At 41.9% G+C, this 13965-nt stretch carries 12 protein-coding genes; 11 read left to right on the top strand and 1 reads right to left on the bottom strand.

Annotated elements, in window-relative coordinates; translation table 11 throughout:
- Position 1: 1 nt before the first annotated feature.
- From ystJ to ACGTN9_RS15725, 7 genes are all read left to right on the top strand, one after another.
- Positions 2-1243: an NADP-dependent malic enzyme gene (gene ystJ / locus ACGTN9_RS15755; protein WP_499594360.1), complete on the top strand. Its 1242-nt coding sequence runs from the start codon at positions 2-4 to the stop codon at positions 1241-1243.
- Positions 1244-1351: 108 nt separating this feature from the next.
- Positions 1352-1981 carry a FadR/GntR family transcriptional regulator gene (locus tag ACGTN9_RS15750; protein WP_499594358.1) on the top strand — a complete coding sequence of 210 codons (630 nt, stop codon included), beginning with the start codon at positions 1352-1354 and terminating at the stop codon, positions 1979-1981.
- Positions 1982-2059: 78 nt separating this feature from the next.
- The gene (gene accD, locus ACGTN9_RS15745) at positions 2060-2920 is read left to right on the top strand and encodes an acetyl-CoA carboxylase, carboxyltransferase subunit beta (protein WP_499594356.1); all 861 of its coding nucleotides are present in this window, start codon (positions 2060-2062) and stop codon (positions 2918-2920) included.
- Complete coding sequence (accA, locus tag ACGTN9_RS15740; protein ID WP_499594354.1) at positions 2917-3879, top strand: acetyl-CoA carboxylase carboxyl transferase subunit alpha; 963 nt, start codon at positions 2917-2919, stop codon at positions 3877-3879. Before accD ends, accA begins: the two co-directional genes overlap by 4 nt.
- A 295-nt stretch (positions 3880-4174) precedes the next feature.
- Complete coding sequence (gene pfkA / locus ACGTN9_RS15735) at positions 4175-5134, top strand: 6-phosphofructokinase (protein ID WP_499594352.1); 960 nt, start codon at positions 4175-4177, stop codon at positions 5132-5134.
- 57 nt (positions 5135-5191) lie between these two features.
- Positions 5192-6955: a pyruvate kinase gene (gene pyk, locus ACGTN9_RS15730; protein ID WP_499594350.1), complete on the top strand. Its 1764-nt coding sequence runs from the start codon at positions 5192-5194 to the stop codon at positions 6953-6955.
- A 113-nt stretch (positions 6956-7068) separates the two neighbouring features.
- Positions 7069-7461 (top strand): FxsA family protein, encoded by a 393-nt coding sequence (locus ACGTN9_RS15725; protein ID WP_499594348.1) that lies wholly within the window; start codon positions 7069-7071, stop codon positions 7459-7461.
- Between the two features lie 60 nt (positions 7462-7521).
- Here ACGTN9_RS15725 and ytvI read toward each other — a convergent pair whose 3' ends face one another.
- The gene (gene ytvI, locus ACGTN9_RS15720) at positions 7522-8643 is read right to left on the bottom strand and encodes a sporulation integral membrane protein YtvI (RefSeq protein ID WP_499594346.1); all 1122 of its coding nucleotides are present in this window, start codon (positions 8641-8643) and stop codon (positions 7522-7524) included.
- 459 nt (positions 8644-9102) lie between these two features.
- On the opposite strand from ytvI, the gene citZ reads away from it, so the two are divergent.
- The 4 genes from citZ to ACGTN9_RS15700 all read left to right on the top strand — a co-directional run bounded on the left by citZ (position 9103) and on the right by ACGTN9_RS15700 (position 13173).
- Positions 9103-10218, top strand: coding sequence for a citrate synthase (gene citZ, locus ACGTN9_RS15715; protein WP_499594344.1), 1116 nt, complete (start codon positions 9103-9105; stop codon positions 10216-10218).
- A gap of 154 nt (positions 10219-10372) precedes the next feature.
- Entirely contained in the window at positions 10373-11644 is a 1272-nt protein-coding gene (gene icd, locus ACGTN9_RS15710) for an NADP-dependent isocitrate dehydrogenase (RefSeq protein WP_499594342.1), read from the top strand.
- Positions 11645-11669: 25 nt separating this feature from the next.
- Positions 11670-12608, top strand: coding sequence for a malate dehydrogenase (gene mdh, locus ACGTN9_RS15705; protein ID WP_499594340.1), 939 nt, complete (start codon positions 11670-11672; stop codon positions 12606-12608).
- 88 nt (positions 12609-12696) lie between these two features.
- On the top strand, positions 12697-13173 hold the full coding sequence (locus tag ACGTN9_RS15700) for a MaoC/PaaZ C-terminal domain-containing protein (protein WP_499594338.1): 477 nt from the start codon (positions 12697-12699) through the stop codon (positions 13171-13173).
- The last annotated feature ends 792 nt before the right edge of the window (positions 13174-13965 follow it).

The following is a 13965-nucleotide window of genomic DNA, read 5'->3' as shown; positions in this document are numbered from 1 at the left end:
GGTGTCAAATTTAAGAGATGAGGCATTACACATCCATCGTGTCAATAAAGGAAAATTAGCAACCCATTCAAAAGTACCTATTAAAAACGCTAAAGATCTTAGCCTTGCTTATTCCCCGGGAGTAGCAGAGCCATGTAAAGAGATCTATGACCATAAAGAATCAGTTTATGATTATACAATGAAAGGGAATATGGTAGCTGTTGTAAGTGATGGTTCAGCTGTACTGGGGTTAGGAAACATCGGCCCCGAGGCTTCGTTGCCCGTCATGGAAGGGAAAGCTGCATTATTTAAAAGTTTTGCCGGAGTAGATGCTTTCCCAATCTGTCTAGATACACATAAAGTGGATGAAATCGTAAATACTGTCAAACTGATGGAACCGACATTCGGGGGCGTCAATCTGGAAGACATCGCAGCTCCAAACTGTTTCATTATTGAAGAACAATTGAAAAAAGAAACGAATATTCCAATCTTCCACGATGATCAGCATGGGACAGCCATTGTAACCGTGGCGGGGTTGATGAATGCTTTAAAAATCGTCGGAAAGTCGTTTTCCGATATAAAAGTAGTAGCTAATGGGGCTGGAGCTGCGGGTATCGCCATTATCAAGCTGCTTTATCATTTTGGTGTACGTGACATAATTATGTGTGATTCTAAAGGGGCCATCTTTGAAGGACGTAATTATGGAATGAACGATGTAAAAGATGAAATTGCAAAAATCACGAATAAGGATAAGCAAGAGGGCTCCCTGGAGGAAATAATGACGGACGCTGACGTATTCATCGGTGTGTCTGTCGGTGGATTGTTATCGAAAGAAATGGTTGAGTCCATGAATGAGGACCCGATTATTTTTGCGATGGCCAATCCTGATCCGGAAATTATGCCGGAAGATGCAAAATCTGCCGGGGCACGTGTGATTGGAACAGGCAGATCCGACTTTCCTAACCAAGTGAATAATGTCCTTGCATTTCCAGGAATCTTTCGTGGTGCGCTTGATGTACGAGCGACACGGATTAATGAAAAAATGAAGATAGCGGCGGCTGAAGCGATTGCATCTCTTGTAACAGCTGAAGAATTGAACGAAGACTATGTCATCCCAGCTCCTTTCGATGCACGTGTGGCACCGAAAGTGGCGGCAAGTGTTGCGAAAGCTGCCATGGAATCCGGAGTAGCACGTCTTCACGTAGATCCTGAAGAAGTAGCTGAAAAAACGAGAAAACTTACCATGATTGATGAAGAAAATTAAGGGTAAGGGAGAGAGGATGCTGCCTTTCTCCCACTTACATAAATGAACCTATTCCTCTATTTTGGGAATAATAACAGTTAGGTGTTGGAGTAAAGGAGTGGCATCACATTGTCCGGGTCTCAAACAGTAAAGGTATATGAAGAAGTATTACACCAAATAAAAATGTATATTGAACAACATCAGCTAGGACCTGGAGACAAACTCCCCTCTGAACGCGAATTAAGTGAGCTTCTGAATGTCGGCCGATCTTCTATCAGGGAAGCCTTTCGCGCTCTGGAACTGTTAGGGTTGATTGAAACCCGAAGGGGCGAAGGTACCTTTATGCGTACCTACCGGCCGTATCATATGGTAGAACTGCTATCGACCTTTATACTACATGAGGCCAGGACTAAAGCAGAATTAGCCACGGCTAAGATGATGCTTGAAATTGAAGTCACCCACCAGGTGATGGCAGACTTGGAACAAGCTCATATAGAAGATCTGGATAAGATTTTAGATGATCACCAGCAAAATAAGAGGATGCTGCACCATGCTTTTTTTCAATATTTGTTTCAGTTATCAGGGAATGAATTATTGAATCGGATGTGGCAGTTGATTGATGGGTTTGCCAATACGGTACATGAGTTCGATTTCCAGACATCCTTCTATCATAAAGTGATTGAGGGTATGGAGAAGAAAGATCTCCCCGATTTGAGGAGCTGGTATGAAAAAGAGCTTAATTTGTCGAATGAAAATTGACAGGGAACGACAATCTTTTTGAGCGTTTTCCGCTACATTATATGAAAGAAGTTTTGTCCCAAAGGAGGAATAGCCTTGATGCTGAAAGATATATTTAACAAAAAACGCAAGTATGCACCTATCCCAAGCCAGGAAGGCAAGCAGGAAGTACCTGAAGGGTTGATGCAAAAATGTCCAAAATGCAACAAAATATATTACCGAAAAGAATTAGAAAGAAATTTGAATGTCTGCCCTCATTGCGATCATCATCACCAGCAAAATGCCTTTGAAAGAATCGAAAGTCTTTTTGAGAAGGATTCCTTCGAAGAATGGGACAAGTATATGGTGTCCACCAACCCTTTAGGTTTTCCTGACTACGAAGCCAAGCTTGAAAAGGATCGCCAAAAGTCCGGCTTGAATGAGGCGGTGGTAACCGGTAAAGGGAAGCTTGGAAATTGTGAAACGGCTATCGCAGTTATGGATGCCAGGTTTCGTATGGGCAGCATGGGTTCGGTAGTTGGTGAAAAAATTGCCAATGCAATTGAACAGGCACGTCAGGAAAAAATCCCCTTTATAATTTTCACCGCATCAGGCGGGGCCAGAATGCAAGAGGGCGTACTGAGTTTAATGCAAATGACAAAGACATCTGTCGCTATTCAAAGGCTCCATGCTGAAGGCGGTCTGATGATTTCAGTTATGACCCACCCGACCACAGGAGGGGTGTCTGCCAGTTTTGCTTCCCTTGGGGACTTTAATTTCGCAGAACCTGGGGCTTTGATCGGATTTGCAGGAAGAAGGATCATTGAGCAAACCATACGTGAAAAACTGCCCGATGATTTTCAAACTGCAGAATTTTTATTGAAGCACGGTCAATTGGATGGTGTGATCCATCGTCATGAACTTAAAAACAAGTTGGAAACAATTTTAAGTATCCATCAGCCAGGAGGTGAAATTTCGTGAAACAAGTATTGGATTTTGAAAAACCGGTGGTCGAACTCAGAGGAAAAATTGAAGAATTGAAAAGGCTCACTGAAGAAAGTGAAATGGATCTTAGTCAGGAGATCGAAACCTTAGAACAGCGTCTGGAAAATCTTGAAGAGGACGTATACGATCGATTGACGCCTTGGAATCGCGTCCAATTAGCAAGGCACCCTGAACGACCGACAACCCTGGATTATATCCATGCTATTTTCACGGATTTCATCGAATTGCATGGCGACCGGTTATATGGAGATGATGAAGCGATTGTGGCAGGGATCGCTAAATATAAAGATATGCCCGTAACAGTAGTAGGACATCAGCGTGGGAAGGATACAAAAGAAAACCTCCGACGTAATTTCGGCATGCCCCATCCGGAAGGTTACCGCAAAGCCTTGCGTCTGATGAAGCAAGCGAATAAATTTAAACGCCCGATTATCTGCTTTATTGATACGAAAGGTGCTTATCCCGGTAAAGCTGCAGAGGAACGAGGGCAAAGCGAGGCAATCGCACGTAATTTAATGGAAATGGCCGGCCTTGAAGTTCCAATCATTTGTATTGTTATCGGGGAAGGTGGAAGCGGTGGTGCGCTGGCGCTTGGTGTAGGTGACCATATCCATATGTTGGAAAACTCCACGTATTCGGTAATCTCTCCGGAAGGGGCGGCTGCCTTATTATGGAAAGATTCGAACTTGGCACAGCATGCAGCAGAGACGATGAAAATCACTTCCTATGATTTGAAAAAATTAGGGATTATCGACACAGTCATTACAGAAATTCGAGGAGGAGCTCACCGGGATATCGAAGCTCAGGCAGCTAATATTGATAAGGAGCTCCAAAAGTCTATAGACAGTTTAAAGAAGTTGAGTAAAGAAGAATTATTAGAAGCTCGATGGAAAAAATACAAGAAAATTGGAGATTATACAGATCTTCCATTATAATTGAACTAGATTGCCTTATAGGGGAAAAGTCGCACTTTAGTATAAATGTGCGGCTTTTCGTATCTTCAGGGGTGGATAGCGCTTTCATTTACCAGGCATAATTCTCTAAGCGTCATCTTGTTTGCCAACCGCTTGTGCATCACGTATAATCTTTTTCGCAAACAGTCAAGCTTAATTGTGAAAGCTGCATAAACATGAAATTGTCACAGAAACGATGTTGCTATTAGGTAAGTTTAGATTTATCTTGAGATAGGGAAAAAAGAAGCAATGGAACCTATAAAAGAGGTGATTGGATATGAAAAAAATCGGAGTTTTGACCAGTGGTGGAGATGCACCAGGAATGAATGCAGCTATTCGAGCGGTAGTAAGAAAAGCAATTTTTAATGACTTAGAGGTTTATGGTATCAAATATGGCTATCAAGGACTGATTGATGGCAATATAGAAAAAATGGAACTGGGATCGGTCGGTGATATCATCCAGCGTGGTGGTACCAAGTTATACTCTGCGCGTTGTGAAGAATTCAAAACAGAAGAAGGACAGCAGAAAGGTATTGACCAATTAAAGAAACATGGAATTGATGGTTTGGTGGTCATTGGTGGAGATGGTTCCTTCAGAGGGGCTAAGAAGCTCACTGAAAAAGGGTATCCATGTATCGGGGTGCCAGGTACGATTGATAATGATATTCCAGGTACGGATTTCACCATCGGTTTTGATACGGCTCTAAACACGATTATTGAAGCTATTGACAAAATTCGCGATACGGCTACCTCACACGAGCGTACATACGTGATTGAGGTAATGGGAAGAGACGCGGGCGATTTAGCATTGTGGGCCGGCTTAGCTGATGGTGCTGAGACGATTCTTGTTCCTGAACGTCAGGAGAATTTTGACGATGTAGTCCAGCGTTTGAAGCGAGGCCATGAACGTGGCAAGAAACACAGTATCATACTTGTAGCTGAAGGAGTCGGCAGTGGTTTTGAATTCGGTCAACGTATCAAAGAAGCAACAGACCTGGAGACAAGGGTCACTGTCTTAGGGCATACGCAGCGAGGAGGTTCTCCTACAGCTGCTGACCGTGTTTTAGCAAGCAGGTTAGGTGCAAAAGCTGTAGATATCCTGCTCTCTGGGAAAGCAGGCCGGATAGTAGGTATTCAAAATAATCGATTGGTCGACCATGACATTATTGAAGCGTTGAATCAAAAACACTCCATCGACATGGAAATGTATCAGCTTTCTCAAGAACTATCTATATAAAGAAAAGTATGGTTCGCAAATACCAATGTAAAGAAGCTTTTTATGAGGAGGAAAAACATGATTAGAAAGACAAAAATCGTATCAACGATTGGTCCGGCATCCGAACAGGTAGAAACGTTGACCAAGCTGATTGAGGCTGGATTGAATGTAGCTCGCCTTAACTTTTCACATGGGGATTTCGAAGAGCATGGCCAGCGGATTAAGAATATTCGTGAGGCAGCAGAGAAGACCAATAAAAACATTGCGATCCTCTTGGATACGAAAGGTCCTGAAATTCGTACTGGTGTCATGCAAGGTGGCGGCGTGAAATTGGAACAAGGGGACACCCTTTTCGTCAGTATGGATGAAATTGAAGGTACCAACGAACGCATTTCTGTAACCTATCCAGGCCTGATTGATGATGTTCATCAAGGTTCTAAGATCCTGTTGGATGATGGTTTAATTGAACTCCAGGTGGAAGAAGTGAATAAAGAAAATAATGAAATCAAAACAACTGTCTTGAATTCCGGCTTGTTGAAAACGAAAAAAGGTGTCAACGTACCTAATGTCAGTGTCAACTTGCCAGGTATTACTGAAAAAGACGCGAAAGATATCGAATTTGGTATTGAACAGGATGTTGATTTCATTGCTGCATCTTTTGTTCGCAGGGCTTCCGATGTATTGGAAATCAGAGAGCTTCTTGAAAAACACGGTGCTACTCATATTCAAATCATCCCTAAAATTGAGAATCAAGAAGGGGTAGACAATATTGATGAAATTCTTGCTGCCAGTGATGGACTGATGGTAGCCCGTGGGGATCTTGGTGTAGAAATACCAGCGGAAGATGTCCCATTGGTGCAAAAGAAATTGATTCGAAAATGCAATCAAGTCGGCAAACCGGTCATTACTGCGACGCAAATGCTGGATTCAATGGAACGTAACCCTCGTCCGACAAGAGCAGAAGCATCTGATGTAGCTAACGCTATATTTGATGGGACTGACGCTATTATGTTATCTGGTGAAACTGCAGCAGGTAATTACCCGGTTGAAGCTGTGCAAACGATGAATAATATTGCTAAGAAAACAGAAACAGGACTTGACTATAAAGCAATTCTCCAGGAACGTTCGAAAACAAGTGATTTGACGATTACAGATGCTATCAGCCAATCCGTCACCCATACAGCAATTAACTTATCTGTTAATGCGGTTGTAGCACCAACGGAAAGTGGACATACGGCCCGAATGATATCTAAATATCGTCCGCAGGCTCCCATTGTAGCAATTACCTCCAATGAACGCGTGCTACGCCTGCTTTCACTGGTATGGGGTGTACATGGAGTACTAGGTAAAAGAGCTGCTACTACAGATGATATGTTGGGAGAAGCGATTGATCGCGGCCTTGCTTCTGGCGTTGTCAAGCGTGGAGACCGTATCATCATTACCGCTGGCGTTCCAGTAGGAGAAAGTGGCACAACTAACTTGATGAAAGTTCATGTAATTGGTGACGTGCTAGCGAAGGGCCAGGGTATTGGTCAAAGTTCTGCTTACGGGAGAGCAGTTGTAGCTAAAAGCACTCAGGAAGCATTGGACAAAGTAGAAGAAGGCGATATTTTAGTCACTTATGGCACAGATAAAGATATGATGCCTGCAATAGAAAAAGCTGGTGGGCTGATTACGCAGGAAGGCGGATTGACGTCTCATGCTGCTGTAGTTGGTTTGAGTCTCGGTATACCAGTGATTGTTGGTGTTGAAGAGGCATTTGCTCTGATTATAGACGGAGACGACCTGACTATCGATAGTTCACGTGGTGATATTTACAGTGGACACGCTGGTGTCCTATAAATATCATAAAGGGTGATACTGCTGAAAGTGAGCAGTATCATCCTTTTCTTTTTAGTTTGAAGCAGGCTTGTCGTATAATAGAGAAGAAGACTGAACAAGAAAGGATTATGCCAATGTTTCGTTGGTTATTATTATTCATATTAGTAGTTCCGGCATTAGAAATCGGGTTGCTCGTGTGGGTCGGCAATATCATCGGGCCATTATGGGTGGTTCTATTAATCATACTGACTGGGGTCATAGGGGCATGGCTTGCAAAACAACAAGGATTGGAAACAATCAATAATTTCCGGCAATCTATGGCGAATGGCCAAGTGCCTCAAGATACACTACTGGACGGGGCATGCATACTGGTAGGCGGGGCTGTACTGCTTACACCAGGGTTTATCACAGATGCTATCGGCTTCCTTTTATTATTACCACCAACGCGTGCACCGATTAAACGTTTGATCCGTAAATTAATCAAACGGATGATGGATCGCGGGACCATTACGATATATCCTAAGTGATTGATATGCTAAGCACTAGTAACGAGTGCAACAAGCTCAGCGTATTCGCTTTAAGATTAATCAGGGACTTTCTTTAGGTTCATTAATGTATCGCCAAATTTCCTGGAAAACACCTGCCTGATAAAGCGTATGGAGAATGACAAGCGTTACAGGGCCGATAATCAGCCCTGAAAATCCGAACAATTGAAAGCCGGCAAACAATGCGATCAGTGTCATCAGCGGATCCAAACCGATATTTGTGGAAAGGATTTTCGGTTCTATCATTTGACGTTGAATGATTACCAGCATGTAAAGTAGAGAAAGGCTGATTGTTAAAAAGTGGTTGCCGGCTACAAACATATAAATGATCCATGGAACAAAAATAAGTCCAGTCCCAAGGTAAGGCATTAAATCGACGACGCTAGTCAGCAGTGCAATGGTGAGAGCATGTTCAACCTTTAAAAAAAGTAAACCGATTAATACTGTCATTCCAGTAATAGAAATCAAAATCACTTGTGCTTTGAAGAACCCAAATAAAGCCAGCTTTAATCCCTGCAGAACTTCAGAGAAAGAAGATACCACTTTGGTTGGCAAACTTTTGGATAGTTTGTCCGAGAATTTGTGCCAGTCTTTACTGATAAAAAATGTACCTAACAGTGAAAAAATCAAAACAGAAACATAGTTGGGCAATTGTTTGAGCACCAATGGAATGCGTTGAAGGAAGTCTTGTAGTAGGAAAGCCCCCTGGTATGCAATTTTTTCTCCAAGTTCTTGAATACTACTGATAATGGTGTCCTGCTGTGAGGGATCAAGTGTGCTGATTAAAGAGAGCAGCCGTTGATAAAGTGGAATAATAGTAGATGAAATGAAAAGTTGAATATAATTAACAAGGGATTTGTAATGTTCCGGTACCTCTGCAGCCAGATAGGCAGTTCCGTTTGCAATTTCTACCACAAGTAAAATCAGTATTCCAATGAATATACCAGCGATTATAAGGATTACACTAAATACCGACAGTCCCCTTGGGAAATGGAGTCGCTGATGAAGAAAATTGACAATCGGGTTCATAAGGAATGCGATACCAAAAGCAATCAAAAATGGATAAGCATATTGAAATACATAATAGGTAAGCGTGAGAGAGAACAATATAATCGACAACACGATGAAGAAGCGGAATAATCTATTCAGAAATGACATGTCCATATTTGCGATCCTTCCTTTTAATAATAAGCCTTAAATAAAGCTTTCTTCCGGGTCTATTACCATACTTATTCTTAATTGTGATAGGATATAATAAGAGTCTTTTTATCCGGTGAAATTATAGGTGAATTTTATGATCAGTCCATCTGTGGTTTTTTAGGAGTACATATATCGTCATGTATTAGGTCGATTATTACTTTGTATTTGTATGAAAATTCAAAATAATACATAGATAAACATCGCCGTTTTAGCGCTGGATTTCGTCAAAATTCCGCTTGAATACCTCATAAAAATGATAAAATCTATTCAATTTAACCGGTTTCAATTCACATATTTTTTAGAATGTTTTATAATTGGCAGTGGGGATGATTTCCTATTCACATTAATAGCTTGTTGGTAAAGCGTTTTCTCGAATAAATGTATATTTAGAAAGCGTCATCAAAAATAAAGGAGAGAATGGGTATGACAGCAACTAAAGGTCTAGAAGGTATTATTGCAACACAATCATCAATCAGTTCCATCATCGATGATCAACTGACATATGTCGGCTATGATATTGATGATTTAGCAGAAAATTCGAGTTTTGAGGAAGTTATTTATTTATTATGGAATCAAAAGTTACCTAATGAACAAGAACTTAAATCATTCAAAGATGATCTTGCTTCCAACATGGAGCTTCCTAAAGAAGTTATCGAACATCTGAAATCGTATGATCTATCTACTGTCCATCCAATGGCAGCTCTTCGTACGGCAGTATCCATGCTTGGCCTTTATGATTCAGAGGCTGATGAAATGGAAGAAGGGGCGAATAAACGTAAGGCTGTACGTTTGCAGGCTAAAATTCCTACAATCGTTACTGCATTTGCACGTCTTCGTAAAGGACAAGATCCTATCAGCCCGAAGAAAGAGTTGAGCTTCGCAGCGAATTTCCTTTACATGCTTAACGGGAAAGAACCGGAGGATATCGAGGTAGAAGCATTTAATAAGGCGCTTGTCCTTCATGCTGATCACGAATTGAACGCCTCTACTTTTACAGCACGTGTCTGTGTGGCCACATTATCTGATGTGTACTCTGGAGTTACGGCTGCAATCGGGGCATTGAAAGGACCTCTTCATGGCGGAGCAAACGAACGTGTAATGAAGATGCTTACTGAAATCGGTGAAGTGGACAACGCTGTTCCATATATTAAAGAAAAACTAGCCAACAAAGAAAAAATCATGGGTATGGGTCACCGTGTTTATCAAAAAGGCGATCCGCGCGCAAAATTTTTGAAAGAGATGTCCAAAGAATTGACTAAATTGACAGGGCACTCCAAATATTATGAGATGTCTATTAAAATCGAAGATTACATCAAAGAAGAAAAAGGCCTGCCTGCCAACGTGGATTTCTATTCTGCTTCTGTTTATCACAGCCTGGGAGTGGATCATGATCTATTCACACCTATCTTCGCAGTGAGTCGTGTTTCCGGCTGGCTGGCTCATATTCTTGAGCAATATGACAACAATCGCCTGATCCGTCCACGTGCGGAATATGTAGGTCCGAAGGGTCAAACGTATAAATCACTGGACCAGCGATAATTAGAAAGTTATAATTTTTTAGCAGGAAGGGAGTCATAAAGAGAAGACTCCCTTTACCAGTGGATTCATATGGCTAGTCCTTTTTATTAATCATTATTTATCGTATGATAATTATGTAATCCACATACCAACAACACATTAGGAGGTAATGAGATTGACACAAGCTGAAAAAATTACAGTAGAAAACGGAGTACTAAACGTACCAGACCGTCCGGTAATCCCATTCATTGAAGGTGACGGAATTGGCCCTGATATCTGGGCAGCTGCAAGTCGTGTAATCGAGGCAGCAGTTGATAAAGCGTATAATGGAGAAAAAAGTATTGAATGGAAAGAAGTTTTAGCTGGTCAAAAGGCTTTTGACAAGACTGGCGAATGGCTTCCTTCTGAGACTCTAGATACAATCCGTGACTATAAAATTGCAATCAAAGGTCCTTTGACAACACCAATCGGGGGCGGTATCCGCTCATTGAACGTTGCGCTACGTCAAGAACTTGACTTGTTCACGTGTCTTCGACCAGTACGTTGGTTTACAGGTGTCCCATCTCCTGTTAAGCATCCGGAAGATACAGACATGGTCATTTTCCGTGAGAACACAGAAGATATTTATGCAGGTATCGAATGGCAAAAAGGTACACCGGAAGTGAAGAAAGTCATCGACTTCCTTCAAAATGAAATGGGTGTACATAATATCCGTTTCCCTGAAACATCTGGTATCGGCGTCAAGCCTGTTTCAGAAGAAGGTACAAAGCGTATCGTCCGTGCCGCTATTGAGTATGCACTGAACGAAGGGCGTAAGAATGTGACTTTGGTACACAAAGGAAATATCATGAAGTTCACAGAAGGTGCATTCAAATCATGGGGATATGAAGTTGCGGAACAAGAATTCGGCGATAAAGTATTCACATGGCGCCAATATGATGAAATTGTAGAAAAAGATGGTAAAGATGCTGCAAACAAAGCACAAGATGAAGCAGAGCAAGCAGGCAAGATTATCGTCAAAGATGCGATTGCCGACATATTCCTTCAGCAAATCCTGACTCGTCCAAAAGAGTTTGATGTTGTAGCTACTATGAACTTGAACGGGGACTATATTTCCGATGCACTAGCGGCACAAGTCGGTGGTATCGGTATTGCTCCAGGGGCGAACATCAACCAGGAAACTGGACATGCAATCTTTGAAGCGACACATGGTACTGCGCCGAAGTATGCTGGACAAGATAAAGTCAACCCATCATCTGTCATCCTTTCTGGTGTCCTGATGCTTGAACATCTGGAATGGAGAGAAGCAGCTAACTTGATTACCAAATCCATGGATAAAACCATCGGTAATAAAACAGTAACGTATGATTTTGCACGCATGATGGAAGGTGCTACAGAAGTTAAGACGTCTGAATTCGGCGATGCACTAATCAAAAATATGGACTAATCAAGCGATAGGGAAGGGGATTTTTATGGGAATCAAGCGTAAAAAGATCTCAGTTATCGGCGGTGGTTTTACAGGGGCTACTACAGCACTGATGTTAGCTCAGAAGGAACTGGGAGATGTCGTATTAGTGGATATTCCTGACATGGAAGACCCGACGAAAGGAAAAGCGTTGGACATGCTTGAAGCTAGTCCAGTTCAAGGGTTTGACTCCAATATTATCGGCACAGCCAACTATGAAGATACCAAAGAATCTGATTTAGTCATTATCACTGCCGGGATTGCGCGTAAGCCTGGTATGAGCCGTGACGACCTGGTAAGTACCAACTCTAAAATCATGAAGAGTGTTACAAAAGAAATCGTCAAGTTCTCACCAGATTGCCTCATCGTTGTTCTGACGAACCCGGTTGATGCGATGACTTATTCAGTATTCCAAGAAGCTGGATTCCCGAAAAACCGTGTCATCGGTCAATCTGGAGTGCTTGATACCGCACGCTTCCGTACTTTCGTAGCACAAGAACTGAATTTGTCTGTCAAAGACATAACTGGTTTTGTGCTAGGCGGTCACGGTGATGATATGGTTCCTTTAATCCGCTACTCTTTTGCAGGCGGTATCCCACTTGAAAAGTTAATCTCAAAAGATCGCCTGGATGCAATCGTAGAACGTACTCGAAAAGGCGGTGGTGAAATCGTCAACCTCCTTGGCAATGGAAGTGCTTATTATGCGCCAGCAGCATCGTTAGTACAAATGGCTGAGGCTATTCTGAAAGATCAGCGCCGCGTTATTCCTTCCATTGCTTACTTAGAAGGTGAGTATGGCTACGAAGGTATTTACCTTGGTGTCCCGACTATACTGGGCGGAAATGGGATTGAAGAAGTAATCGAACTTGATTTGACAGAAGAAGAAAAAGCTCAATTAGATAAGTCAGCTGAATCTGTTAAAAATGTACTGAATATATTACAATAAAAGATAAGGGTGACGGGGATTCGGGGATCTACCCCGAATCCCTTTTATCACCATACGAGAAAGCGTTTACATCAGAGGGGGCGATGAAATGATAGGGAAAAAACGAAAGCTTGGGAAAAAAATCCATGAACTGAAGTCTGGCGATCATTATACAGCTGAGAAGACAATTGAAGATCGTGACCTTCTCATGTATTTAGGTTTGTCAGATGATGCTAATCCTCTTTATATCCAACATGATTATGCATCCCAAACACCTTTCAAGCGGCCAATAGTTCCAACCGTCATGCTGCAGGGGATGGTTTCCTCTATGATATCCATGCATCTGCCAGGGCCAGGCAGCCATATTCTTCGCCAGGAGCTTGATTTTCCAAGGCCGGTCTACCATTATGCCGATATCTCGTTTCGTTTAGAGGTAGTGGAAAAAGATATAGCCCAACATAAAGTAACGATATCCATACATGCCGAGGATTCTGAAGGGGATGAAGTGATCAAGGGGGTAATGGTGGTTTCTCCTCCTTATGAGCCTGAGTCCATGAATGCTAAATCATTAGAAAATTTTTATTGATAGTTGAAACATAAAAGGAAATCAAGCCTGGTTCAGGCTTGGTTCTTTTTTTGAGTTTTTCTTCTAATCGATACTTTTATAAAATAGCATTGTGATTTAATGTGGGCCTATTGGAGAAACATCTCGCTATGACGAAAATGTTTGGAATAGGAATCAAAGAGCAGGAAAACCTTTAAATATAAAGGAAAATCTTTTAATTATTTGCTCTTTTAAATCTCACTGTTCATTTTACAGTAAAGCTCCCTTTTGCTGAAGACTCAGCTTCGAGATAGTGGACTCATTACCATAAAAGTAATGGGATGGTCTTGGAAACGACTCGCTTTCCTGCGGGGGAACTGGCAAGCTTCCTCGGGCTGCGCCCTGTGGGATCTCGCCTAGCTCCTTCTCCCGCGGGAGTCTCGCCGTTTCCCTGTCCATCCAGCCAGTGTTGTACTAAACGGACACTTCAAAAAGAGAGAGAATGTAGCTGAAACCTTCATGTTGACGCATTTATAAACGATATAAAGGCACCAAAGTCTTCTTTCTATTATCATGGTCGCTTTCATAAGTGTGATTTCGAGAAATTCCTATTATGGCAAGGGGCGTAGGGAAACGGTGCATAACCGTCAAGCTAACAATGAGTGTTGCGAAAAGAGAGTTATGACCGATCTCTTTTTCAATATTTATCCAACCATAACCTTAACTTTCACTATACAAATTCAATCATTCTTAAAACCCTGTCTTTAAAGCCTTATTTATAAGCTATGCCTAAAATGTCAAACGGACTAGTATGCTTTTTCCTATGCTCTTTTC

This window comes from Halobacillus sp. B23F22_5 (assembly GCF_043497085.1).
GTDB lineage: Bacteria > Bacillota > Bacilli > Bacillales > Halobacillaceae > Thalassobacillus.
This window is presented reverse-complemented; position numbering and strand designations above follow the sequence as displayed.

Coding starts and splice junctions, on each gene's coding strand:
- ACGTN9_RS15700 (WP_499594338.1), top strand. CDS start 12,697: ATGATAGGGAAAAAACGAAAGCTTGGGAAAAAAATCCATGAACTGAAG.
- accD (WP_499594356.1), top strand. CDS start 2,060: ATGCTGAAAGATATATTTAACAAAAAACGCAAGTATGCACCTATCCCA.
- pfkA (WP_499594352.1), top strand. CDS start 4,175: ATGAAAAAAATCGGAGTTTTGACCAGTGGTGGAGATGCACCAGGAATG.
- ytvI (WP_499594346.1), bottom strand. CDS start 8,643: ATGGACATGTCATTTCTGAATAGATTATTCCGCTTCTTCATCGTGTTG.
- pyk (WP_499594350.1), top strand. CDS start 5,192: ATGATTAGAAAGACAAAAATCGTATCAACGATTGGTCCGGCATCCGAA.
- citZ (WP_499594344.1), top strand. CDS start 9,103: ATGACAGCAACTAAAGGTCTAGAAGGTATTATTGCAACACAATCATCA.
- mdh (WP_499594340.1), top strand. CDS start 11,670: ATGGGAATCAAGCGTAAAAAGATCTCAGTTATCGGCGGTGGTTTTACA.
- ACGTN9_RS15725 (WP_499594348.1), top strand. CDS start 7,069: ATGTTTCGTTGGTTATTATTATTCATATTAGTAGTTCCGGCATTAGAA.